Genomic DNA, 24,450 nt, shown 5'->3' on the forward strand with positions numbered 1-24,450 from the left:
GGCTACTACCGATCTGTTTAGCTTGTCTGACGTGTGCGGCACTCTAGGTGAAAAGCTTGCTATTTTTTAGGTTTTACCTAAAAGCTTGCCCACGATTAAAGGGAATCTGCAGCTATCTGGATGTCAGACAAGTGGGAAAATGCAGCCCATTTGACCCTTAGATAGTCAAATTTCTTTGATTATATTTAGTTATCCTACGATTTTTGTATGTGGCGTAAAATTTCGGCGAGGGGTTGAGGGGGATCAGTGCCTGGTTTGGATGGGCGTTGCTTCTTAATCAATTTAACGCCCACGTTCGATAGGGTTTCGTTGTAGCGACTTTTAGATTAATTGGGGACAATTAATAGCTGGTTTGCTTTTATTTAGTGAACCGCTCCGCCGTGCGCTACCTCAATCCGTATCGTCGTATTGGGACAGGGGCTATCTGGTTTTGGTGGAGGCTTTAGGGAAAGCTGATGCCAGTTTGGGTCTGCATGGTGGAGTTGCTGTGATCGTCTTGGCTTTGGGGACAGTATCCTCTCGCGTGAAGGGTCGGGTATGTGCGTCGTCAAGCACCGTGGAAAGCTAGCTATAGCTTGCTTTCGGGGTTTGCATCAAGCGTCCAGCTTGTGGTTTAATTTTCAGGTTGCCTTTCATAGGTCGTATTTGGGCTGCTGTTTCCGGAGTGGTACTGATACGAAACCCCTCGATCTTGATTGGATTAAGATTCGTTGTTTGGTTTGATCAAAACCAAGTGTGGAAAGCGGCATGTACATAGACCGCGTGTGTCAGTTCGGAAATCTGCCACACATAATATTTAGGTCAAGGAGACCCATAGTGATTCAGCAAGAATCGCGTCTGAAGGTCGCCGACAACACTGGTGCACGTGAGATTCTGTGCATCCGCGTTCTTGGTGGCTCCACTCGACGTTTTGCTGGCATTGGCGACGTTATTGTCGCAACTGTCAAGGAAGCAACCCCAGGTGGCAACGTTAAGGCCGGCGAAATTGTCAAGGCCGTCGTTGTGCGCGCAAAGAAGGAAACCCGTCGTCCAGACGGTTCTTACATCCGCTTTGATGAGAACGCAGCTGTCATCATCAAGAATGACAATGAGCCACGCGGTACCCGTATCTTCGGCCCTGTTGCTCGTGAATTGCGTGACAAGAAGTTCATGAAGATTGTTTCTCTCGCTCCGGAGGTGATCTAACTTATGAAGATCCATAAGGGCGACATGGTCGTCGTAATCTCCGGCCCAGACAAGGGCGCTCAGGGCAAAGTCATCCAGGCTTTCCCAAAGACCAACAAGGTTCTGGTCGAAGGCGTTAACCGCATCAAGAAGCACGTTGCTAATTCCGCACCAGAGCGTGGCGCTTCTTCCGGTGGCATTGTGACACAGGAAGCACCAATCCACGTGTCCAACGTGATGGTTCTGGATTCCGATGGCAATCCAACCCGCGTTGGCTACCGGTTTGATGAGAACGGCAAGAAGGTCCGTATCTCCCGTCGCAATGGGAAGGACATCTAAACATGAGCGAGAATTACACTCCCCGGTTGAAGACTCGCTATCGCGAGGAAATCCGTACCAAGCTCAACGAAGAATTCAACTATGACAACGTTATGGAAATTCCTAACGTTGTGAAGGTTGTTGTGAACATGGGTGTGGGCGACGCCGCACGTGACTCCAAGCTCATCAATGGTGCGCTGGAAGATCTCACCGCAATTACTGGCCAGAAGCCAGAGCTGCGTCGCGCTAAGAAATCCATCGCTAACTTCAAGTTGCGCGAAGGCATGCCAATCGGTGCCCGCGTTACCCTGCGTGGCGATCGCATGTGGGAATTCCTGGACCGTCTGCTGACTGTCGCACTGCCACGTATTCGTGACTTCCGCGGCCTTTCTGATCAGCAGTTCGACGGCCACGGTAACTACACCTTCGGCCTGACTGAGCAGACTATGTTCTACGAAATCGACGTTGATAAGGTTGACCGGCCACGCGGTATGGACATCACCGTTGTGACTTCCGCAACCAACAACGACGAAGGCCGTGCGCTTCTGCGCGAACTCGGCTTCCCGTTCAAGAAGAACGACTAAGCTTTAGCTTTTCGACGAACCCCCGTTGCATGCCCTCACCGGTGGCAGCGGGGGTCGTCGTTTTTGAATATAGACGACGCTAAGGTCAGAATTTGGAAAGCAATTTTTGTTGGTAAATATGCTACTTCCATAGATCTAATTCTCGCCAGTTGCCAGGGAAGCCCATTTGTGTCTCTACCGAAAAATTCGGGATATGGGGAACCTTGTTCATGATCTCTTTTACTCTGCGATTCCAATTTTTTCCCTGATCAGTGTGCCTCAGGATTAGTGGAAATCAATCGTGCGCAGGCCTCTATGTCTAATAAATCTTGGTTTACATGAATGTACGGATCCACCTTTCCCGCTTCGTATACGATTTTCGTTCGTATCGCTATTTCTGCCATTTCGAGATCTTCGAAAAGGATTTTTCGTAATCGGGAATCGAAATTTGCAAGGTTTATCGCATAGTTGAAGTGGGTTTCCGGGTTAAAGTCTTCTTTGCGGAAGTTTGTAGGACTTTGTCGTTCTTCTTTTGGAAGTATCTGGCGGAAAGGGTAAAAATACCCCGATAACCTGTAATAACCGTAGTATCTGAGGGCGCTCAGGCTTTCATCCCAGTTGTCAATTATCACGCCTTGCGCGCGCAAGAGTTTAAGTTGATCATCGTATGAAAGGTGAGGTTTTTGGTAGCGCATGGGAGTTAAAACCTGGGATCTATAAAAGGAAAACATACCCATCACGAAAGTAGAACTTTCGCGAGAGGGGTATGTGTTTATAGAAGACACAATACACCATGACACTATTGTTTTGGAACAATTAGGAAAACTTGGCGGTTTATTTCATCCGCCCCGGTGATCCCTATGTACAGTGGGTACTCTGTACCTGTCTGTACCTGGTACCTTGCGACGACACCGATAGCACATTTGACCAGCGGCGAAGCTGAATGCACGTTGTTACAATGTGGTGCTATGAGTGCAACTGGTATTGTGGCGGACCCGGAGCTGACGGCAGCAATTGCGGAAGCGACGTGGTATGCGGTTACCACTTTGCATGAAGCACACGGATCGGATTTTTACCAATACAGTTTGTGTACCACGGGCGAGGCATTGCGGCCGTATTTATCGGCGACGAAGCCCGGGATGGATTGGTGGGATCTGTTTGATGGCCCCTTTGCGTTGTGGGGTGAGGAATACATGTCAAAGTTGCACGACGTTTTTGATGCGCGTTGGAATCCACATCGTCTGGACGCGGACTATGACGCATATTGTGATGCGCGGTACCGTTCGATGGAGGAAACACTGAAGCAACTTGATAGTGAGGGGCTTTTCGGTACCGGTGAGAAGCGGAAGAAGACGCTTATCGGGGTGTTGGTTGTGCCCCCGGACGCCACAAATACCGAGCAGATGATTCGGCTTAATCCACCAGGTGAATTATTGGATCGGTGGCTTGATGAATGCGATGAGTCTTAGGAAGTGATTTGTTGTTTGGTAAGTGGGGGCGTCGCCGAAACGAAGACAACGTCATGGACAATTCCCGGTTACGGGCACGGTTTGTTGCGGCGGTGGAACGGCTTAATTCGGCTACATTATGGGAGCAAATAGCGGCGGTGCATGCGCTATCGGCGCTTGCTGACGACTTCCCGGAGCTTTATCAACAACGAGTCGTTAATGTCCTCTGCGGCTATTTGCGTGGTGAAACGCATGATCGCAGTACCCAAGAAATCCAATCGGCGATCGTTACGGAAATAGCCGATCATCTGCGAGACAACAGGCCGCCCAGTACCCGGTGGTGTGGGGCGGAATTTGATTTTCGGGGCACACATTTTTTCTGTGACGTGGATTTTCGGGAAGTGCGCTTTGATGTACGAGCGGATTTTAGAGGGGCAAGCTTTAGTGGCAATACGTTATTCGTAGGTGCGGAATTGTGCCATTGCGCGCGCTTTGATTCGGCGGTGTTTAGCGAGAACGCGATGTTCGCTGGTGCGACTTTCGGTGACGATGTGAGTTTCGATTCGGCGGTGTTTGGCCCCGGGGCGGATTTTTCTAAGGCAGCTTTTGGCCGTGGCGCTTCGTTTACCGATGCGATTTTCGGGGTTGATTCTTGGTTCTATGGCGCTGTATTCGGAGAGGGCTCCGATTTTTCCCAGGCGCGGTTTGGGGATAATACGTGTTTTGACCAAGCGGTTTTCGGAAGCATAACCAGGTGGGGTGGCGCGGAATTCGGTGATTTCGTGTCATTCGAGCAAAGTATCTTTGGTGATGGCACTGATTTCACCGACTCTGTCTTTGGCTACAATGTGTCGTTTGCACGTGCCGAGTTTGGGTCTGGTGCTGAGTTTGAATCTGTGCAATTCGGTGAGGATGCATGGTTTATTTCTGTGATTTTTCATGGTTCGGTAAGCTTTGCAGGGGCATTGTTCGATAGAGGAGCCGACTTTAGTTTCTACGATGATGCTGACCAATCACATCCGCCTAAATTTGCGGAGCTCCCGGTAGTTGCGGGTATTTTATGCCAGCCGGGGGATTGGCCATCGGGTCTTCCGGGGAGTGTGTAACGATTGTTGCCGTTTCAACGATGAAGGGTGTGGCTTAAATGAGTTAAGAATTTCTAAGAAAGTTTTCATAGATGCGTCTCTTTTCATCTTTCGTGGCTGCCGTGTCTATAGGGGCGGCCATGTGCGCGGTTCCAGCAACCGCCCAATCGTCGTTTCCGGAGATTCCCGAACAGGCGTTGGTGAGCTCCGGTTCCACCGAATCGATTTTCCATAATCTGGTTACCGCCATCGCCAACTCGCCAGGTTCGACCCCTAACCGACTAGAAGATGCATTGAAGAAGGCTCAGCGATTGGGGGTCACTGACTCGGAGGCTCTGAAAGGGCTGACTAGTTCCGACGGTGAATACCCCTTGGAGACTGACCCCAAGATTGAAAAGCTTGAGCTGCTGCGCCGCGTCGATGAACCTGGCCTGCGGATTCAGCGGTGGTACGTCGCCTCACCCGCCATGCAGCGGGTGGTGGAAGTTCAGGTAATGCTGCAAAAAGACCCAAGCACCCCGGCGCCGATGCTGTATTTGCTGGACGGTATCAGCGCCCCGTCCTATCCGGGTTGGCTGCGGGAAGGCAAATTGATCGAGACGATGGCGGATGAGAACGTCACCATCGCAATCCCTACCCAGGCAAGCGCGTCGCTTTATGCGGATTGGGTGAACGACGATCCGGCCTTGGGGCGGAATAAATGGGAAACCTTGATTACCGAGGAATTGCCACAGATTCTCGAGTCCGGTCAGGACGGGGTGAATTTTAACGGCAAGCGGGCGATTGGCGGTTTGTCGATGGGTGGTGGTTCCGCAGTTCGCATCGCGGCGAAGAACCCCCAGGTCTTTGATGCAACGATGGGCATGTCCGGCTGCTATTCCACGACTGATCCGATCGGGCGCGCGATTAGCAAGATCATGGTGCAGGGGCGTGGCGGCAACCCGACAAACATGTGGGGTCCGGAAACTAGCCCTGAGTGGGCGAAGAATGACGTGACCCTTAACCCGGAAGGCCTGCGCAATATGGCGGTGTATCTGTTTACCGCCGATGGGCATATTACCGAAGGCGATAAGCAGTTGCACAAGGGACGTCCATTTTTTGAATTACCAGCCGCTGCGGTGCTGGAACAGGGCACTTTCCGCTGCACTCAAAAGCTGGAACAGGCAATGAAAGACGCCGGAATGACTCACCAGACTGTGGTCTACCAGCACGGTGGGGTGCACAATTGGTTATTGTTTGCGCAACAATTAGGCCCAGCATGGGCATCGGTGAAGTCGGCACTGTACTAGAACGCTTTTCGACGCAGCCTAGGTGGCGTCGAAAAGCAAATTAATTCTTAGGGTGCGATAGTGCTTTACTAAAATTTTCTGTAAATCTACAGGCAATTTCCAGCTTCAATGCAACCAAATTCCAGGGATGGCACCTACCTTTCGGTGTCAGTAGATACCTAAAGCCAAACCGGAGGAATTTCAATGTCGGTTCTGACCATCGCCGCACCTAGCACCACGACTACTGATATTTACAACACTCAGGATTTCAACACCACCGACGTATACGTGCTCGCTAATCCGACCCCTTATGACAACCGTTGTGGATACTACGTCCCGCAACGGGCACGCGCCAAGGTCGGCCGGGGACTTGATACCCTTCGTGCCTTTGCGCGCACTATTAGTCTTTAGGGATGCGTGGCATAAAATTATTGCGAGGGGTAGGTTAAAAAATAATCGCTACTATGGCGATTATGACCCTTGAACATAGTAGCCGACCCCAGTTTCATGTCACACCACCGCAAGGGCGGCTCAACGACCCCAATGGGGTTTTCCTTGACCCACAGGATCGAAACATCATTCATGTGTTTTATCAACACGACCCTGGTTTTCCTCACGCCGCTAAACGGACCGGATGGGCGCATACGACGGCAGCATTGACCGGGCCGGATGCACTGCGATGGCGTCATTATCCAAATGCTTTGTATCCCGATGCGGAATATGACAGCCACGGTTGTTATTCCGGGGGCGCAGTAATTGATAAGGCCGGTAACGTCAAACTTTTCTATACCGGTAACCGGAAAACGATTGATCCAGCTTCCGGTGAGGAGTCCCGCCACGCCACGCAGAACATTGTCCATGCCGATGCTGTATCCGATGATTATATGGGCGGGGTATACCGAAAAGACGCAGCTAACCCACTCATTCCAGCACCACATACGGGCTACACCGCGCACTACCGTGACCCGATGATCACTATTGATCCGGAAACCGAATCCGGATGGCGGATGGTTCTAGGGGCACAGCGTGCCGACGAAACCGGCGCGGTCGTACTTTATCGAAGCGTCGATCTTTACCAGTGGGAATGGGGCGGCGAACTGCAATTCGACACTGCCACGGCAACTCCCGGCAGGGCACCCGACCTGGTGCCGGGTGGTTACATGTGGGAGTGCCCAAATCTGATTACCATGCGCGATCAGGTGACTGGTGAAGTACTCGATCTTTTAATAGTGTGCCCGCAAGGGCTGGCGGCGACTACTGATTCGTCAGGAACCACTCATTACGCCAATAGTGATCAGTGCGGGTATCTTTTGGGCAGGGTTTCTGGAACGGCCATGAAGATTCATTCCGGCTTTAGTGAATTGGATAATGGTCACCATTTTTATGCGCCGCAGATTATTGGGGAGACTTTTGCCGATGACCGCCACGTTGTGGCCGAAACCGCCATTCTTATCGGCTGGTTGGGGTTGCCGGGCCAAGACGACATGCCAAGCTTAGACAGTGAGGGGTGGGTGCATTGTTTGAGCACGCCCCGTCGGTTATCAATCCATGATGGCAAGCTCCGGCAGCAATTGATCCTGCCCACTGCGGATAACGCTGTGCCTGTGGAAAACCAACAGAATAAAAACATTCCAAAAGTCTCAGCGGGGAATGCCTGGTGGGCCCGGTTATATCCGAACGGGCAGAATGTCACATGGACGCTGGTGGATTCAAACGGGGGTAGCGGGTTGGAAATTCGCGTGGAATCTGGCGAGTCAGCTGCAATTGCTATCACGGGTGACGCAGGACTCAGGAGATTGGCCATTAATGTCGATGAACTGCTTGTTTATATTGATGGCTGCGTGGTGGAGGTGGAAGTTAACGGCGGCGAAGCCTGTTTTTCCACCGTCGCTTTCCCACCAAATGGCGAGAGGTGGGTCACATTCCATAAAGAATGTGATTAAGTATTGTTTTTGGATTAAAAGCACTGTTTAATGGGAAATGAGGCTACATGCACTTCCCGAATGTGAGTTTCTGTACTTTTGGGAAGTCTGATCGGAAATAATCAAAAATAGAGAGGCTCCAATGCAACACTCAGAAGTTGCCGCCCGAGTGCTTCAGGCGGTCGGTGGAGAAGGAAATGTGGTTGCCGCCGCACATTGCGCGACTCGATTGCGCATGGTGCTCCACGATTCCAAGAAGGTTGACCACAAAGCCCTGGATAATGACCCGGACTTAAAAGGGACCTTTGAAACCGGCGGAATGTTCCAAATTATTGTTGGCCCCGGAGATGTCAATATCGTCTTTAATGAACTCGATAAGCAAACCAGCAAGAATATCGCTGTCACCGCAGAAGAATTAAAAGACGTGGCTGCCCAAAGCGGCAGTGTGTTTACCCGTGCGATTAAAGTGCTGGCGGATATTTTCGTTCCGCTTATCCCTATCTTGGTCGGTGGCGGTCTTTTGATGGCCATTAACAACGTCCTTACTGCGGAGAAACTATTCGGCCCGGAATCCTTGGTTAATATGTACCCGCAGATCACCGGGATGGCGGAGATGATTAATCTCTTAGCCGCAGCGCCATTCGCATTCTTACCAATCCTGGTCGGGTTTACTGCTACCAAACGCTTTGGCGGCAATGAGTATCTGGGCGCAGGTATTGGTATGGCAATGGTTTTCCCGTCGCTAGTCAATGGTTATAACGTCGCGGAGACAATAGCGGCGGGCGAAATGCCAACCTGGGATCTCTTTGGGCTCTCCGTCGCCCAAGCTGGTTATCAGGGTACAGTTTTGCCAGTTCTTGCGGTTTCGTGGATTTTGGCCACCATAGAAAAGTTCTTCCATCGCACCCTCAAAGGCACAGCTGACTTCCTCATTACACCAGTTTTAACCTTGCTCATCACTGGTTTCCTAACGTTTATTGCCGTGGGGCCAGCAATGCGCTGGCTTGGTGACTTGCTGGCGGTGGGGATTCAGACCGTTTATGACTTCGGTGGACCTGTTGGTGGATTCCTCTTCGGTTTGGTCTATTCTCCAATTGTTATTACTGGCCTACACCAGGCGTTTCCACCGGTGGAACTACAGCTATTTGCGCAGGGTGGATCCTTTATCTTCGCCACAGCATCCATGGCCAACATTGCGCAAGGCGCAGTTACTTTAGCGGTATTTTTCCTAGCCAAAAACGAAAAACTTAAAGGACTGGCAGGTGCGTCAGGTATCTCGGCAGTGCTGGGCATTACAGAACCAGCGATTTTCGGTGTGAATTTACGGCTTCGGTGGCCGTTCTATATCGGCATCTGCTCAGCAGCAATTGGTGGCGCGCTGATTGCACTATTTAACGTAAAGGCTACTGCGCTGGGGGCGGCTGGGTTTATCGGAGTTGTCTCTATCCGTGCTGAGGATATGCCGATATTTATCGTTTTATGTTTCGTGACTTTCGCAATCGCATTCATCTCCGCTTTCGTCTATGGTAGCTATCTACGCAAACGAAACGGCAGTATTGACCCTGATGATGTTGGCGCAGTTCCCGTAGCAGGGGAGCAAACCGCCAAACCGGTAGCAGACGTCGAAACTGTGCCAGCACTAGTGCCGGCAGATAATGCCCTCGCTATCCTCGCACCGCTTACCGGTAAAGTTCAGCCACTAGCATCAGTTTCCGACCCAATGTTTGCCCAGTCAAAACTGGGTGAGGGGATGGCGATTATTCCAACCGAAGGGCGGATTGTTGCCCCGGTGAGCGGCAAGGTCGTGGTTGCTTTTCCATCCGGGCATGCCTTTGCTATCCGAACCCAAGGTGCAGACGGGAAAAACGTTGAAGTGCTCATGCATATTGGTTTCGATACCGTGAACCTCAAGGGACAATTCTTTACACCTCGGGTACAACAAGGCGACGAAGTGACAGTAGGCGACGTGTTGGGCGAATTCGATATTGCGGGAATTACTAAAGCTGGCTACGAAGTGACAACACCGGTTGTTATTTCCAATTCGAAACGCACGGGGCCAGTCATCCCTGCGTCGGCTAGCGGTGATATTGCCATTGGTGACATGCTGCTGACCGTAGATCCCAAGGAAGGTGCGCTAATACACTAGCCATTGGTGGCTATCGAAAAACCTGGTCTGCCGTAAACGGGCCAGGTTCCCTTTTTCTCGGTGTGAGACGGTTGTGTGTGAGAGAATACAGGTGACTGTTTTTCGCGTCTACTAATACACAGATTCATGAACAATACTCCTAATCAACCACCGTTGCATACCCATGACGAATCGGCCGACTGGCTCTTGCCCGATACTAAGAAAGTCGCTGCTTATGCTTATCGACGGACGGCGATCCCGATCGTCATCGTGACAGTTGTTATCACATTGCTGGTGGTTGCGGTTGGAGTAATAACTTTTTTTACAATGAATTCTTCGGAAACGTCCGCTGCGGCACCGACGTCGACAAGCACTACAGAATCAATTTCGCCGACTCAATTAACGGAAACAACGACCGTAACAGCAACGCAAACCACGTCAACCGCTGTGGAAGTAACCACCACTGTTACCACAGAAGCCGCAAACCCAGCTGAATCACAGAACACCGGAGGTATTGCCTGTGATGGTCGAGGCGTCCTCATCGTGCATTCTGTGGTCGATTACGGGCAAGATATAGATGCCGAAACGCAATCCGCATTGGCGAAATATCCAGGTGCCAGAGCCTTATCGCCGGGCGCGTGTTCCTCACTGCGTGCTCAGGTTGATGGCCGGACGATTTGGCCGATTGTCATAGACTACGGATTTGACACCTCTGCCTTGTGTGCCGCTGCACGTCAACTTGGTGGCAATCCACGGACGCTGAATAACGCCAGCGATTTCACGAGTCCCTGCTAAGACGTAATGAGCGGGGGTAATACCGATACCCCATATAATTGATGCGGTTTTGTTATAAATGGGGTGCTGATTCCAACTTAGGTATGACTCTGGAGCCTTAGTAATTGGTTTGAGCTTGAAAGATTGATAGTGGCTCCATCCACAACGAATTTGGGTGTCATACCAGGGGTGGATATTGAATTGGGTACTAAAGGATACAACCTGTCCACAATGCCAAAATTAGTTAGTAATTACCCCATTGCCTAGTGGTATTTTGGCAGGTGACCTTATCCTCATAACCGATTGCTTCCGGTGTGGTAGGTCGCAGAAGAGAAACCGGAAGTAGCAGAGTTTATGCGGGCACGGCGTCCGCATCTGCCACAACTGAAAGGAACACGGTGAGCGAAAAGAAAGCCAGCAAAGGGAAAATCTTCGCGATTATTGCCGCAGCCGTTCTTGGTATCGCCGCAATCGCAGGAGGGCTGTCGATGTTCCTCACTGGTAACAGCGGCCAGCTTATAACTGCAGCCGACTACCGTGTCCTTGATGTTCGCGACAATGCTCAGCGCGTGTCAGTATCCGGAAATATCGAGGCCCACAAAACCCTCACCCTTTCAACTCGTTTGACCGTTCCGGTGTCGACCCTTGATGTGCGGGTGGGGGATCGGGTTAATGCCGACCAGGTGGTCGCGCGGCTTGATGTGAGCGAATTGGAACAGGAATTACTGGACAAGCAAGCCCAAGCTGCGGCCAATGATGCGAATGCCATCGGCCAGATTCAGAACGCTGAGCGCACGTACAACCAGTACAAGGAGTTGCTTGATTCTGGCCATAACCCAGAGATCAACGGTGCCCAGGCCGCATTGCGTAATGCGGAGGCACAGTACGACCAATTGAATCGTGATTTTGAATTTGAACGGAACCTGCGGCTGCAAACTCGGGATCCACAAATCACCGCACAGGATTCCGCGGTAAAAGCAGCCCGGGAACAAGCCTTCGGGGCGGCCGTTGACGCGGTGCGTGCCAGCGTCAATATCGAGTCCGCGCTTTTCGATGAAACCGCAGAACGCAATGCGTTAGCTCAAGACCAAGCACACCTGCAATCGTTACAAGAGCAACGTGCAAACGCCACCGGTGATGCCGCTCGATCCATCGACGCGATGATTGCCGAAACACAGGCAAAAATTGCGACTCGGGAACAAAACCTCTCCCGGCAAGCCCGCGTGCAAGCAGATGCAGGGCTTAATGCCGCAGATTCCGCAACCCGCGCGGCAACAGCAGCCCGGACCCTTGACGAGGCGCAACGTAATTACGAAGTCACTTTGGAACAAATTGACCATAAACTCGCTAATTCCCAGCGGGCTGTAGCACAAGCTTTTGAAGCGAAAAAAGAAGCCGCCACATCGTTAGAGACAGCGAATATGACCGCTAACCATCAATTGACTAATCACCAAGCGGCAATTGATGATGCAGTGCGATCCGCCCGAGCAGCTAAAGCATCGGCTGGAATAGGTGATCGTAAACTCACCATGGACATTGCTTCGGCTGAAGTGCGGGCACCATTCAATGGATTGGTTACCCAGGTGATAGCCAAGCAAGGCAACCCGGCAGCAGGTTCCTTGCTCACAGTGGCTGACGATCAGCGCCTTATCATTCACGCCGAAGTGAAAGAAATCGATGTAGCCAAAATCGCGGTTGGGCAAACCGCCGAGTTCACCACGCCAGGCACTGGTGAGAAAAAGTTTAAAGGAAAAGTGACCTTCGTATCCCCAGCTGCAGCAAGTGAGCCTGCTGCACCTGCCACCGGTGGTGGCACAGGAGCAGCCGCTGCCGCAGCTGCGGCAGGAGGGGCTGGTAGTTCCAGCGGCGGAAAGGTTGTTTTCCCCATCGAAATCGAAGTGACTGGTGACCGCGAAGGACTTCGACTCGGTTCAACTGCGAAGACTCGAATCGTCGTGGAGGAAGCCTCCGACAAGTTGGTGGTCCCACAAACCGCAGTTTTCACTGACGGTAAAAAGCAAAAGATTTTGATCATTGAAGAAAAGGACGGCTCGGCGGTCATCGCTGAACGTGAAGTCACCCTTGGCAAAAAAACCGATTTTGATGTTGAACTGACCAACACCAATGTAAAGAAGGGCGCCAAAGTTCTTGTGGAGGCAGAGAAATATCGGGATCAGATCGGCAACCTGGTGGATGTGCAGAAACCGCTTCCTGGTTCCAGCTCACCAACTACAACATCCACTAGCGCTGGTTAAAGGATCACTGGTGAAGCTAGATGTCTGAAACACAATCGAAAGAAACTGATTCCGCTGTCCAACCGCCTAATACCCCGGAACCAATAGCGGTTTCCGAACGGCCACCGCACCAAGAGCCACCCGTTTTTATCCCACGGGAAGATCTCTTGATCGAAATGCATGGAATTACCAAAACCTTCAATATTGGTAGCCCGAGTGAATTGACAGTGCTGCACGGCTGTGAATTTGACTTGGCGCACGGCGAATTCCTCTCAGTGGTGGGTACCTCAGGCTCCGGTAAATCCACCCTGATGAATATCATCGGGCTGCTTGATCGCCCGACCACCGGCCTGTATTACCTTGCTGGTGAGAACGTGTTGCGACTAACCGATGAACAATCTGCTCTTTACCGGTCTAAGCACATTGGCTTCGTTTTTCAGAACTTTAACCTGGTAGGCAGAATCTCTGCACGTAAAAACGTCGAAATGTCGATGATGTATGCCGGCGTTGGGCGCAAAGAACGCACCGAACGAGCTGACCACCTGCTCGAAATGGTAGGCATGATTGATCGCGCTAACCATTCACCCGCCGAACTCTCTGGCGGCCAGAAACAGCGTGTTGCTATCGCACGGGCATTGGCGAACGAACCGGACTTGATTTTGGCCGACGAACCCACAGGTGCCTTGGATACTGCCACCGGGCGGATGGTTATGGATCTGTTCCACACATTGAATCAGGATCATGGGGCGACCATCGCACTAATTACCCACAACCCGGAACTAGCGGAGGAAACCTCCCGAATAGTCACCATGGTTGATGGCATTATTACCGGTCCACGGGCACCTCGCGGTCGTATCCGAGGAGACCTGAAAGTTACTTCTACCGGGAGACAAAACCCATGAGCGTATATGAATCTCTCTCGCTAGCCCTTTCCAACCTTAAGGGTAATAAAATGCGATCCGCGCTCACCTTGTTGGGTGTCATTATTGGTATTGCCTCTGTGATCGTGATTTTGACTTTGGGTAGTGGGTTGAAATCAACTACTCAGGAAAATTTGTCCTCAGTAGGTGGAACGGATTTGGGTGTAGAGATGCGGCCTAAACCCACTGAAGAAGAATTACAACTATATGGTGGGGAAGAGTATTACTACTTTTCAGGCCGGTTAGACGATCCGGAATACGAAATCAACAGTGATGATATTGAACAACTCCAAAATCAATTTGGTTCACAAATATCTCATATCGGATTAGGACAAGGCAATAGCTACTCGGGTGAAGTCTTTTACGAAGGAAAAACCACAAATGCCAGCCTGCAGTTTGTAAATGCTGACTTGCTTGCAATGCAGAATATTAAAGTTGAGGCGGGCCGGAGCATAACCGAGGAAGATATAGCTAATAACCGACCGGTTGCAATAATTCCCAAAAAACTTGTTGAATTGCTTTTCGACGGTAACGTTCAGGCCGCGTTAGGTTCTGAAATCAGTCATGAAAGTGAAGACGGAATTACCTATTACACGGTAGTCGGTATCGAAAAAACACAGGAATCAGGCCTGTTTGGCCTTGGTGGTAGCTCAAATTCCATTTACGCTCCATATACAGTTGAAGTCAGGCTAAGTGATCGTGCGGGTATGTGGCAGAACATTTCAGTTCGCGCTAATCCAGAAGCTGATACTGACCAACTTATATCCGAGCTTCAGGCGTTCTTTGATAAAAAAGTCGAAGGCAACACGGTGTATGAGGCGAAGGTCCGAGACAACCGTAAGAGTCTGGATGCATTTAACAACATCATCAACGTGATTAGCGTCGTTATCGCTGGTATTGGTGGGATTTCGCTTTTGGTTGGTGGCATTGGCGTCATGAATATCATGCTGATTACTGTCACTGAACGTACCCGAGAGATTGGTATCCGTAAGGCACTTGGTGCTAACCGTGGGGATATTCGCCGCCAGTTTGTTATTGAGGCCATGGTTGTTTGTACCATTGGTGGTTTAATCGGCGTATTACTAGGTGGCTCGCTTGGTGTGCTGATTGGCTACTTTATGTTTAAAGGTGCCATTGTTTCCCCACCAATTTTGGGAATTTTCGTATCCCTTGGTTTCTGTTTGGCCATCGGTTTATTCTTCGGTTGGTATCCCGCGAATCGCGCAGCGAAGCTTGATCCGATTGAGGCGCTTCGGTACGAATAACAAAAAAATCCTTGGTGAAGCCACAGTGCTTCACCAAGGATTTTTTTGTTTGCTCTAGAACTTGATGTTCAGGGCTTTCATCAGTTGTGGGCCGAACTGGCTGAAACCAGCGATGACAGCCGCGATGACAGCGATAATGGCGGTTAATGACCCCCATACAGCAGCGTGTGGGAAGGGCTTCTTATCACCGGGAGCTGGTGGTTGTTCGGAGCTTGGAGCCGGAGCTGACGTCGTGGTGGAGGTATCCGGCTTTGGAGCAGGCGCGGAAGTGGTTGGGTCGGTAGGCTTCGGAGCCGGCGCGGTGGTGCTCGGTTCACTAGGCTTCGGAGCCGGATCGGTTTGTGGCGCTTGATCTGCATCGAAATTATATGCAGCTTTCACTTTGGCCCGATTAGCTGCACCAGAAGCACTAATGGCCGCAGCGGCGGAATCGTCAGAAGGTGAAACTTTGGCGATGTCTAGGTTCTTTGCCACGTTAGACAGCGGGTGCCCGCCAAAATGTCTGCGTTGATCAGGGCGGACTTCGTTGATCTTGTTGCAGGTATCGTCATCGCTGGTACCGTATTCGCATTTGACGAAGTCTTCCTTAACCTCCCAATCAGTAACAGCAAAAGCATCGTATTCGGTGGTGGCTTTGCCAGAAGCTAATTCACCGATGATGCCGCTCAGTCGGTTTTCGCCGTCTGAGAAAATTCGTAGCCGGTTGTTGTGCAAACCGATGGTTTTATCATCGGCACCTGCTGCACGAGCAGCATCGCGAGCTGCCTCAGTCGCCTTGCCGCCGCGTTTGAGAACCGTATATGCCTTTTCGGTTTCTGCTTTATCGAAACCGACTTTGGATAGATCCAATGAGCGAGCTTCCACATCACCCTCATACTTCATAATGGCAAGGGATAGTCGGGCTTTAGCCACATAACAGTTATCCTCAGAACGTTGGTGCATGACAGCGTCGTGTGCTGCTTCCTCGGCAGATTTTCCACGATAGTTGGCATACTTCTGGTTATATGCTGCGGTGTGATACAGGTGTCGTATCTGGCTGACAGCTAGGAAGCTTTTTACTTCGCCCTCGTATTTCGTACTGTCCGCTACCGGAGTATAGAAGTACTTGTGCGGCATTGCATCAGTGGTTTGGTAGTTATCGTCACCGCCAACTGCGTCGTGGTGTCCGCCAGCTTGGTCTTGGGCGAATGCCGTGGTTGGCAAGACAGCAGTGGACACAACGGGAATGGGGACAGCAACTGCGGCTGCTATGAGTAGCGGCAAGAACCGATTGTTATGTGTGGTCATTGGATTTCACCTTTAAAAACGAGTGTGCTGTGGCCAGGTCTCTAGCCACAGCACTACAGGAGACAGGAAGAATGAGGAATTTTAGAACTTCAAGTTCTTAAACATTCCAGAAAGTTGTGGCAGGAATTGTGAGATGGCTGCGACGACCGCACCGATGAGCGCGAGTACACCGATGACGATTCCAGCAATAGCGCCTGGGCTGGAACTGCCGGATCCGCCGCCTGGGTTTGTCGGTGGCTTGTGGTCCGGGAATTCTTTGTGGTATTCCTCGGCTGCCTTTTCAAAGCGTTTTTCTGCTTCGGCTACTGCCTTCTTGGCTTTGTCGATGGCTGCTGCGTCTTTGTCTGCTTCAGCTTTAGCTAGTTCCTCTTTAGCCTTGGTTAAACTAGCCTTTGCCTCGTCAAAGTTCAGCTGCACCAGTTTCTTTCGGGCTTCTTCCTCCCGCTGTTTTTGGCGTTGTTTTTCTTCTTCGGTGGGTTCATCCTGAGCTTGCTTGCTGGCGTCGAAAAGCCGAACTAGCTCGTAGTATTCCATATGATCGCCGCGCGATTCATTGAGGGACGGGACATACAGACTACCGTTAGGAGTGGTTATCATATTCGGCTGGTAGACGTTGTTGGTTTCGCGGCCGTTTGGAACAACGGATTCCTTTGGCTCACCATCTTCCATCACTGGGGTAAGTGTATTCAGGTCGAACCAGATCAGCTTGGAATTATTGCCGGAGTACATCACTGGATTATTGTCTGCATCCCAGGTAACACCCGCAATGCCCGCAGCAGGTGGTTGCTTCCGACCAGCGCTGGTTACCTCACGGTTTGCGTAATCGAGGACTTCGATCTTTGCGTATGAGGCGACGGTGTTCTTATTCCATCGAATGATCTGTCGACCATTGGTGGTGTATCCCTCAAGATAATCGACGCTGATTTCCGGCTGAGATTGCCGCATGAAAGATACCGCTTGTTCCGGGGTTGTCGCAGCGGGATCAATAGACAGGAGCACGTTCTTTGCTGCTTTGCTGTCACCAGGGAAAATGACCGGTTCGCTGTTGGCGTAATAGACGAACGTACCGTCATCCATTGGCATTAATTGAGTGCGGGCAGCCCCGAAGAAATACCGTGGTGCGAAAATTGAATCACCGGAGACAGCATTTCCAATCACCTGCGAGGAGGTGGGAAGCTTGAGGGAATCACCCAGGGTGGAACCAGTGAGTGGTGTCAGGTAGGCTGCTTGGTCATCGGCCGAGGAAGTGGAGGTGGCCGCGGGTTCCACTGAGATAACAATTCCCTTTTTCGTCTTTGGGTGGATACCTACGGCATAGATATTGCCGGGAACAGTGCCGACGGTTTCGACAGACCCGAAACTAGTGGCGTTAACCTTTACCCGCTTCAACTCGTTGGTGAGTTGATTGGCTTTGTATTCGGTGAAGTAATAGTAACCAGTTTCAGCGTCAAAGGAACCAATTCCGTTTTGGCTCAACGGAATTTCGGTAGTGTCAATGGTCTTCATTTCAGGGCTAACGAGGAAAAGACCTTTTTTAGCAATGGCTACCAAAACATTATTTCCAACTGCGTACAACGAGTGCAGATCGTCATATTTGGTATCGGCGGTCCAGTTGGTTGGAAATACAGATAGGCCTTTATCTGTTGATGGCCGGGCGCCGTCACCAGTTGCAGTAAAACTCAGTGGGTCCAGTCCTTCGCCACGTTCGTAGAACCCGGAGAACATGGAAACGCCCTCTTCAGTCAATCGCGTGGGAATACGGGACCAGTTAATTTGGCCATTATCTTTAGTGAAGTTGCCGCTCACGGTAGCCAAAGTGGCGACCTTCACGGGCTCTTTTGGCTCGTAGAAGGTATTCTTTTCGTATTGTCGGGACCGGACAGTAGCTTCAACATATGATCCGTCTTTATCAATAACCACTTTGGGGTTTTTGAAAGTCAGATCCAGCTGGCACACAGCTGATAAGTCTTTTTCGCTGCTGCCGCCACAGTATTTGCGGTACCGAACGGTACCGGTAAATTGGGCTTCGGTACGTTCGGCTTCACGGTCGAAAGAATAGGATGCAAGCGGGAAGTTAAAAGCATTATTTTGGCGGGTTGCCCCATCCTCAATGAAAGTAGCGCCACTGGTGTAGTTGTCAAAGCTGGCACGAATGCCCCATGATAACGAACCAGTCGGTGCGTCTTGCGCCCAGGCTACTGAGTGTATAGGTAGTAGCGAGGCGATGGATATAGCAGCAAGTATCGCACCGCGTCGCCGGTTGAAAATTCCCACTGTGGTTTCCTTTCAGAATTTTCCACTGTTGTTGAACTAGAGATTTATTGAATAAGTATTTGCAAAGAATAAACTTTGGGCTACTTAACCAATAAAAAACTTAGCCAATTTATAGAGGCTTGGCTAACCTTTTTTAAGAGGGGGTAAGTTACTTTACAGGTGAAATTGAGGATCGTAGATTTCGACGATCCTGTAAGTGATAAGGCTGCGGGTGGAAAATATCGACTTCTATCTGAAGTGATGGTTGACATCCGTAAAACTTGAGCCTGTATTAAGTACCCCCGGTTTTCGTGTCATAATGAGCTGGCTTAAAAATTGAAACATGAATAAGGAGTAGTGGGTGCGCGCATTCGTAGCCGCTTCGACGGTTGTATTCCTCTCATACGCGATTCCGGTGGAAGCCGTGGAAATACCGCAAATTCCACAACATTTACCCGGCCAGGGGCCCATTGTTAACTTTCCCAATGCGCCAGTTCCGACCCCGTTTGAACTCTCCGATTATGTGGGATACGTCTCGGACGTTTCATCGCACCCTGGCGGTGGCTATGTCCCTGTGGTGGATATATTTAACGACATTAGGTCTCAGCACCCTGAGGTTCTACGGCAGAATCTCGAGTTCGTTATCGCGGAAAATACGGCAGCGCTTAATAATCCGGCCCGCGTGACACAAGCGCAGCGAGATGCGTTGGCGGATTTTGATGGGGTACTACTGCCTCTGTCGGAGGCATTGGGGCCTGAGTTGGGGGCGCACTTTCGTGCGGCATTGCGGGATAATCGGCTTCCTAAAACCCAGATGCTTTTCGACGGTGGTTGGTTCGCCCGTGCCGGGGGGATTGCTAGCTCCACTTTTGTTGAAAAGCGGGTTTTTAACTATAAGCGCCCATTTATAGTGGCGCCGGATCAGGTGCACCGCATGGCGATCCCCGAACGCGATATCTACCCAACTTCGCAATCCTTCCCTTCTGGACATACGAACCAGATAACGTGGGCGGCAACGTTATTGGCGGTTATCCTTCCGGAGGCGGCCCCGCAGCTTTTAGCCCGCGCCACCTCGGCGGGGCATAGCCGGATCGTATTGGGCGTGCACTATCCGCTTGATGTTATCGGTGGCAGAATGACTGGTACGGCTGCGGCGGCGGATCGGTGGAATGATCCCAAAATGAAAGCTGCCCTTCGCGCTGCGGGCCAAGAGATTAGGACGGAATTGCAGTGGCGTTGTGGAAGGTCCGTTGCGGAATGTCTCCCAGCACCTGAGAATAACGCTGGTTTGCTCGCTGATTACACGGAAAAACTTCATTACAATTTTCCAACAGTTTGGGAAGCTGACGCGCCTATGGTGGTGCCGCCGCAAGCGCCTGATCTATTGTCGGAACGGTTTCCAGAGCTTAATTATCATCAGCGTGCGGAAATACTGCGGCAAACCGCCTTGCCTGCAGGCCACCCGCTCGATAATCAACGGGGAGCAGGTTCCTGGCAACGGCTTAATCTCGGTCGGGCGTTTATGGCGCAGTACCACATTGACACCCACGGGAACCTACAAGTGATCCTGTAGCGATCTTGAAACCAAAAAGCATGCAAAGCTGCGGCCTTGGTCGCGTCGACAAGCAGACGCTAGTTGCAATAGCTGGCGCTGCAAGTGTAAAGTATCCCCTCGGACTTTTATGCCCTTTTCACGGGTTTTAATCGCATCCGAGTTTAGACATTTATTCACCTACATTGTTGTAGGCCCCCCGCCTTGTGCGACCGCTTAAAATGTGGCAGCGAGCACCCCAGCTATTGAGCTTGGGGCGCGAAAAGTGGCCGATAATATGCGGTGACGCTTTTGAAGGTGGGAGGAACCGCGACGAGAAAGGCTTATGGGTCACTTTTATGACCATGACAGATCCAATTGCGGATATGTTGTCGCGCGTGCGCAATGCAAACCATGCGCACCACGACTCCGTATCCATGCCTTCCTCCAAGCTCAAGGCAAACATTGCCGAGATCTTGAAGTCTGAAGGCTACATTGCTGATTACACCGTTGAAGATGCCAAGGTTGGTAAGACCTTGACTCTTGAACTGAAGTACGGCCCATCCCGCGAGCGCTCCATCTCTGGTGTTCGCCGCGTTTCCAAGCCAGGTCTTCGTGTGTACGCAAAGTCCAACAATTTGCCGAAGGTTCTCGGTGGCCTGGGTGTGGCTATCATCTCCACCTCCCAAGGTTTGCTGACCGACCGTCAGGCTTACGAGAAGGGTGTAGGCGGAGAAGTTCTCGCCTACGTCTGGTAAGGGAGGAGCGATAATGTCACGTGTTGGTAAGCAGCCTATCGCTGTTCCTGCAAACGTAGAGGTCAAGATTGACGGCCAGTTTGTTGAGGTCAAGGGTCCGAAGGGTACCCTGTCCCACACTGTTGCTGAGCCAATCAAAGTTGCTCTCGAAGACGGCCAGATCGTTGTTACCCGTCCGGATGACAACCGCAAGAACCGTTCTCTGCACGGCCTATCCCGCTCCTTGGTTAACAACCTTGTTGTTGGTGTTACTGAAGGCTACACCATCAAGATGGAAATCTTCGGTGTTGGTTACCGTGTTCAGGCTAAGGGCCAGGACCTGGAGTTCTCCCTCGGCTACTCTCACCCAGTGCTGATCAAGGCACCGGAGGGTATTACTTTCGCCGTGGACGGCAACACCAAGCTGTCCGTCTCCGGTATCGACAAGCAAAAGGTCGGACAGATCGCCGCCATCATCCGTAAGCTCCGTAAGGATGATCCTTACAAGGGCAAGGGTATTCGCTACGAAGGCGAGCAGATCCGTCGCAAGGTCGGAAAGACGGGTAAGTAAGCAATGAGCAACAACGAGAACAACAACAAGCGCACGCCGGTTGGCAAGGACATCTCCACCCGCCGTCGCGAAGCTCGCGCACGTCGCCACAACCGTATCCGCAAGACGCTGCGGGGCACCCCAGAGGCACCACGTCTTGTCGTTCACCGCACCTCCCGCCACATGCACGTCCAGGTTATCGACGACCTCGCTGGTCACACCCTGGCTGCCGCTTCCTCCATGGAAGCAGCTGTTGCTGGCGTCGAAGGTGACAAGAAGGCTAAGGCAGCTAAGGTTGGCGAGCTCATTGCTGAGCGCGCCAAGGCAGCTGGCATCGAAAAGATCATTTTCGACCGTGCTGGCTACAAGTACCACGGCCGTGTTGCCGCACTGGCCGACGCAGCTCGTGAAGGTGGTTTGAAGTTCTAATGATCACCTCTATCAACAACAACGGAAGGAACGCCTAATGTCCGGACGTGAACGGCGTGACGGCGGACGCTCCGCCGATGAGAACAAGAACGAGCGCCGCGGTGGCCGCCGCGACGATCGTCGTAACCAGCAGCAAGATGAACGCTCCCAGTACATCGAGCGTGTCGTAACCATCAACCGTGTATCCAAGGTTGTTAAGGGTGGTCGTCGGTTCAGCTTCACCGCTCTTGTCATCGTTGGTGACGGTAAAGGCATGGTCGGCGTTGGCTACGGCAAGGCTAAGGAAGTCCCAGCTGCTATCCAGAAGGGTGCTGAAGAGGCTCGCAAGAACTTCTTCCGTGTCCCAATGGTTGGCGGAACCATCACCCACCCAGTTCAGGGTGAAGCAGCAGCCGGCATCGTTATGATGCGTCCAGCTGCCGCTGGTACCGGTGTTATCGCTGGTGGTGCTGCACGTCCAGTGCTTGAGTGCGCAGGCGTTCAGGACATTCTGTGTAAGTCACTTGGCTCCGACAACGCTATCAACGTGGTACACGCTACCGTTGCTGGCTTGAAGCAGTTGGTTCGCCCTGAAGAGGTTGCCGCTCGCCGTGGCAAGACCCTCGAAGAGGTTGCCCCAGCTCGTATGCTGCGCATCCGCGCAGGACAGGAGGCTTAAAGCTAATGGCCCTCAAAATCACCCAAAACAAGGGACTGGTTGGTGCTAACCCTAAGCAGCGTAAGAACATCGCTGCTCTGGGACTCAAGCGCATCGGCCACTCCGTAGTCCGCGAAGACACACCTTCGACCCGCGGCATGATTCAGGTCGTGCGTCACATGGTTTCTGTCGAAGAAGTGGCAGGGGAGTAAAACATGAGTGATGTAATCAAGCTCCACGATTTGCGTCCAGCTAAAGGCGCAAACAAAGCTAAGACCCGCGTAGGTCGCGGTGAAGCTTCCAAGGGTAAGACCGCAGGTCGCGGTACCAAGGGTACCAAGGCTCGTAAGCAAGTCTCGGCTGCTTTCGAGGGTGGTCAAATGCCAATCCACATGCGTCTGCCTAAGCTGAAGGGCTTCAAGAGCCGCAACAAGGTTATCTTCCAGGTAGTCAACGTTGCTGACCTTGAGAAGGCTTTCCCTAACGGTGGCGACGTTACCGTTGCGGACATCGTTGCAGCTGGTCTGGTTCGCGCTAAGCAACCTGTTAAGGTTCTTGGCGAAGGTGAACTGACCGTTAAACTCAACGTCACCGCTGATAAATTCTCCAAGTCCGCACAGGAGAAGATCGAAGCTGCTGGTGGTTCTGTAACCACCAAGTAGTTACGATACTCGGACACTTAAAAACGCCAGGCTGGTACGATCCGCTTGGCGTTTTTTGCTTTTCGACGGCGGGAAAGACGGCATGTGAATAGGAAAGCCAGACACTGCTAAAGGCCTCACGATTCGCTGACGAACCTACTTGAACTTCATGAAAAGAACCGGGAAGGAACGAATGACGCATCACAACATGAGGCCAAAGTCTGTAACCACTGATGTGCTGTACAAAGAGCGTTTGGCTTTTCTGCACGATGACCCAGAGGCTTATTTTCGTCGGTATCCATGGCCGAGGTTCGGCTTTGAGTTCTCGGAAGAACCGAAAGAAGACTAAAAACTCTAGAAAATTTCCATAACAAATGGCTTGGCGATCTAAAGCTAAGGAAATTTTTTATTATGTCGCCGGTGCGGTAAGACTTAAACCTGACGTAACGTTTTGTTGCGCTATGGTTTTCGCTTACAAGGGGTAGAATCACATGAGCCTCAACGACACCGCAGATGCGATGGTTGCCAAGAAAACGCAGTTGCTGGAACAACAATTCGGCCGTTATGCGATGCGAAGTGTCCTGGCCGGGGTTTATTTGACGCTTGGCACCGCATTCTCGGCGGTGATGGCCCAACGGGTAGAAAACTTAGCGCCAGGCCTAGGCGGGCCCGTATTTGCGATGTTCTTCTTTATCGGTCTTGCCACCATAGTGTTATTGGGCGCGGAATTAGCCACCGGCAACATGATGTACATGGTCTACGGGCTGTATCGCAAAACCGTGGCGGCACCGGTGGCGGTGAAGCTTCTTGTGGTCTGTACTGTATTCAATCTGGTGGGGGCGTTATTGGTGGGCTTCGCCCTTGGCTTTGCGGAGGCGTTTTCTGCCGTGACTGATTCCTCTTTTGTGTCGACACTGATTAATAAAAAGCTTCATAAAGATCCGATGGGTTTATTCGTGGAAGGAATCGTGGCGAACTTCGTGGTCAACATGGGCATGGTCGGGGTGGCTGTGTTAAAGGACTACACGGCGAAGTTCTTCATGTTGATGTTCGTGATCGGCATGTTCGTTGGCTTAGGTACTGAGCACGTCATCGCCAATTTTTCCCTCGTTAATATTGTCGGATTCAGTGCCGATCCGCTGCCGGAGTTTTTCACGGCGTCCCATATCGCTATCAACTGGACGTTGGTGTGGTTGGGTAACTTCGTGGGCGGTGGTGTGCTCATTGGCTTGGTGTATGCGTGGCTGAATGACACCAAAGCGCTGTATCGCGATTAAGTGCTGCTTTCTGCTGCCACTT

The 24,450-nt window shown here is 51.6% G+C and carries 25 protein-coding genes; 22 read left to right on the forward strand and 3 right to left on the reverse strand.

Annotated features, from left to right (window positions below; translation table 11 throughout):
- Nucleotides 1–816: 816 nt before the first annotated feature.
- The 3 genes from rplN to rplE are packed head-to-tail and all read left to right on the forward strand — an operon-like array spanning nucleotide 817 to nucleotide 2,066.
- On the forward strand, nucleotides 817–1,185 hold the full coding sequence (gene rplN / locus CMUST_RS02350) for a 50S ribosomal protein L14 (protein ID WP_047261173.1): 369 nt from the start codon (nucleotides 817–819) through the stop codon (nucleotides 1,183–1,185).
- 3 nt (nucleotides 1,186–1,188) lie between these two features.
- Complete coding sequence (gene rplX, locus CMUST_RS02355) at nucleotides 1,189–1,503, forward strand: 50S ribosomal protein L24 (protein ID WP_047261174.1); 315 nt, start codon at nucleotides 1,189–1,191, stop codon at nucleotides 1,501–1,503.
- A 2-nt stretch (nucleotides 1,504–1,505) separates the two neighbouring features.
- Nucleotides 1,506–2,066 carry a 50S ribosomal protein L5 gene (rplE, locus tag CMUST_RS02360; protein WP_047261175.1) on the forward strand — a complete coding sequence of 187 codons (561 nt, stop codon included), beginning with the start codon at nucleotides 1,506–1,508 and terminating at the stop codon, nucleotides 2,064–2,066.
- A gap of 248 nt (nucleotides 2,067–2,314) precedes the next feature.
- Here the strand turns inward: rplE and CMUST_RS02365 are convergent, their stop codons facing one another.
- A complete protein-coding gene (locus CMUST_RS02365) occupies nucleotides 2,315–2,782 on the reverse strand; it encodes an Abi family protein (protein WP_052844483.1) in 468 nt (155 codons plus the stop codon).
- A 231-nt stretch (nucleotides 2,783–3,013) separates the two neighbouring features.
- Here CMUST_RS02365 and CMUST_RS02370 point away from each other — a divergent pair, with 231 nt between their 5' ends.
- The 10 genes from CMUST_RS02370 to CMUST_RS02415 all read left to right on the forward strand — a co-directional run bounded on the left by CMUST_RS02370 (nucleotide 3,014) and on the right by CMUST_RS02415 (nucleotide 15,086).
- Complete coding sequence (locus CMUST_RS02370; protein WP_047261176.1) at nucleotides 3,014–3,514, forward strand: DUF4303 domain-containing protein; 501 nt, start codon at nucleotides 3,014–3,016, stop codon at nucleotides 3,512–3,514.
- Nucleotides 3,515–3,522: 8 nt separating this feature from the next.
- Nucleotides 3,523–4,599, forward strand: coding sequence for a pentapeptide repeat-containing protein (locus CMUST_RS02375; protein WP_047261177.1), 1,077 nt, complete (start codon nucleotides 3,523–3,525; stop codon nucleotides 4,597–4,599).
- 71 nt (nucleotides 4,600–4,670) lie between these two features.
- On the forward strand, nucleotides 4,671–5,867 hold the full coding sequence (locus CMUST_RS02380) for an alpha/beta hydrolase (protein WP_047261178.1): 1,197 nt from the start codon (nucleotides 4,671–4,673) through the stop codon (nucleotides 5,865–5,867).
- Nucleotides 5,868–6,050: 183 nt separating this feature from the next.
- A complete protein-coding gene (locus CMUST_RS02385) occupies nucleotides 6,051–6,257 on the forward strand; it encodes a hypothetical protein (RefSeq protein WP_047261179.1) in 207 nt (68 codons plus the stop codon).
- Nucleotides 6,258–6,319: 62 nt separating this feature from the next.
- Nucleotides 6,320–7,789 carry a glycoside hydrolase family 32 protein gene (locus tag CMUST_RS02390; RefSeq protein ID WP_047263294.1) on the forward strand — a complete coding sequence of 490 codons (1,470 nt, stop codon included), beginning with the start codon at nucleotides 6,320–6,322 and terminating at the stop codon, nucleotides 7,787–7,789.
- A gap of 121 nt (nucleotides 7,790–7,910) precedes the next feature.
- A complete protein-coding gene (locus CMUST_RS02395) occupies nucleotides 7,911–9,914 on the forward strand; it encodes a sucrose-specific PTS transporter subunit IIBC (RefSeq protein ID WP_047261180.1) in 2,004 nt (667 codons plus the stop codon).
- Between the two features lie 126 nt (nucleotides 9,915–10,040).
- Nucleotides 10,041–10,688: a hypothetical protein gene (locus CMUST_RS15730; RefSeq protein WP_052844485.1), complete on the forward strand. Its 648-nt coding sequence runs from the start codon at nucleotides 10,041–10,043 to the stop codon at nucleotides 10,686–10,688.
- A gap of 377 nt (nucleotides 10,689–11,065) precedes the next feature.
- Nucleotides 11,066–12,922 carry an efflux RND transporter periplasmic adaptor subunit gene (locus CMUST_RS02405; protein ID WP_052844486.1) on the forward strand — a complete coding sequence of 619 codons (1,857 nt, stop codon included), beginning with the start codon at nucleotides 11,066–11,068 and terminating at the stop codon, nucleotides 12,920–12,922.
- 155 nt (nucleotides 12,923–13,077) lie between these two features.
- Complete coding sequence (locus CMUST_RS02410) at nucleotides 13,078–13,803, forward strand: ABC transporter ATP-binding protein (RefSeq protein WP_144414252.1); 726 nt, start codon at nucleotides 13,078–13,080, stop codon at nucleotides 13,801–13,803.
- Nucleotides 13,800–15,086 (forward strand): ABC transporter permease, encoded by a 1,287-nt coding sequence (locus tag CMUST_RS02415; RefSeq protein ID WP_047261181.1) that lies wholly within the window; start codon nucleotides 13,800–13,802, stop codon nucleotides 15,084–15,086. The genes CMUST_RS02410 and CMUST_RS02415 overlap by 4 nt, the downstream gene beginning before the upstream one ends.
- 54 nt (nucleotides 15,087–15,140) lie before the next feature.
- On the opposite strand, the gene CMUST_RS15735 is transcribed toward CMUST_RS02415, so the two are convergent.
- Nucleotides 15,141–16,373, reverse strand: a complete 1,233-nt coding sequence (locus CMUST_RS15735) for a hypothetical protein (RefSeq protein WP_052844487.1) — start codon at nucleotides 16,371–16,373, stop codon at nucleotides 15,141–15,143.
- A gap of 81 nt (nucleotides 16,374–16,454) precedes the next feature.
- Nucleotides 16,455–18,647: an HtaA domain-containing protein gene (locus tag CMUST_RS02425; protein ID WP_047261182.1), complete on the reverse strand. Its 2,193-nt coding sequence runs from the start codon at nucleotides 18,645–18,647 to the stop codon at nucleotides 16,455–16,457.
- A 340-nt stretch (nucleotides 18,648–18,987) separates the two neighbouring features.
- On the opposite strand from CMUST_RS02425, the gene CMUST_RS02430 reads away from it, so the two are divergent.
- The 9 genes from CMUST_RS02430 to CMUST_RS02465 all read left to right on the forward strand — a co-directional run bounded on the left by CMUST_RS02430 (nucleotide 18,988) and on the right by CMUST_RS02465 (nucleotide 24,428).
- The gene (locus tag CMUST_RS02430) at nucleotides 18,988–20,199 is read left to right on the forward strand and encodes an acid phosphatase (RefSeq protein WP_144414106.1); all 1,212 of its coding nucleotides are present in this window, start codon (nucleotides 18,988–18,990) and stop codon (nucleotides 20,197–20,199) included.
- A 317-nt stretch (nucleotides 20,200–20,516) separates the two neighbouring features.
- The gene (gene rpsH / locus CMUST_RS02435) at nucleotides 20,517–20,915 is read left to right on the forward strand and encodes a 30S ribosomal protein S8 (protein ID WP_047261183.1); all 399 of its coding nucleotides are present in this window, start codon (nucleotides 20,517–20,519) and stop codon (nucleotides 20,913–20,915) included.
- A gap of 13 nt (nucleotides 20,916–20,928) precedes the next feature.
- Entirely contained in the window at nucleotides 20,929–21,465 is a 537-nt protein-coding gene (gene rplF, locus CMUST_RS02440; RefSeq protein ID WP_047261184.1) for a 50S ribosomal protein L6, read from the forward strand.
- Nucleotides 21,466–21,468: 3 nt separating this feature from the next.
- On the forward strand, nucleotides 21,469–21,873 hold the full coding sequence (gene rplR, locus CMUST_RS02445) for a 50S ribosomal protein L18 (protein WP_047261185.1): 405 nt from the start codon (nucleotides 21,469–21,471) through the stop codon (nucleotides 21,871–21,873).
- A gap of 37 nt (nucleotides 21,874–21,910) precedes the next feature.
- Nucleotides 21,911–22,531 (forward strand): 30S ribosomal protein S5, encoded by a 621-nt coding sequence (gene rpsE / locus CMUST_RS02450; RefSeq protein ID WP_047261186.1) that lies wholly within the window; start codon nucleotides 21,911–21,913, stop codon nucleotides 22,529–22,531.
- 5 nt (nucleotides 22,532–22,536) lie between these two features.
- Nucleotides 22,537–22,722, forward strand: a complete 186-nt coding sequence (gene rpmD, locus CMUST_RS02455) for a 50S ribosomal protein L30 (protein ID WP_047261187.1) — start codon at nucleotides 22,537–22,539, stop codon at nucleotides 22,720–22,722.
- 3 nt (nucleotides 22,723–22,725) lie between these two features.
- The gene (gene rplO, locus CMUST_RS02460) at nucleotides 22,726–23,172 is read left to right on the forward strand and encodes a 50S ribosomal protein L15 (protein ID WP_047261188.1); all 447 of its coding nucleotides are present in this window, start codon (nucleotides 22,726–22,728) and stop codon (nucleotides 23,170–23,172) included.
- 172 nt (nucleotides 23,173–23,344) lie between these two features.
- Nucleotides 23,345–23,500, forward strand: coding sequence for a hypothetical protein (locus CMUST_RS16745; RefSeq protein ID WP_158408186.1), 156 nt, complete (start codon nucleotides 23,345–23,347; stop codon nucleotides 23,498–23,500).
- Nucleotides 23,501–23,642: 142 nt separating this feature from the next.
- Nucleotides 23,643–24,428, forward strand: a complete 786-nt coding sequence (locus CMUST_RS02465) for a formate/nitrite transporter family protein (RefSeq protein ID WP_047261189.1) — start codon at nucleotides 23,643–23,645, stop codon at nucleotides 24,426–24,428.
- The last annotated feature ends 22 nt before the right edge of the window (nucleotides 24,429–24,450 follow it).

This window comes from Corynebacterium mustelae (assembly GCF_001020985.1).
In the GTDB taxonomy this organism is placed as follows: domain Bacteria; phylum Actinomycetota; class Actinomycetes; order Mycobacteriales; family Mycobacteriaceae; genus Corynebacterium; species Corynebacterium mustelae.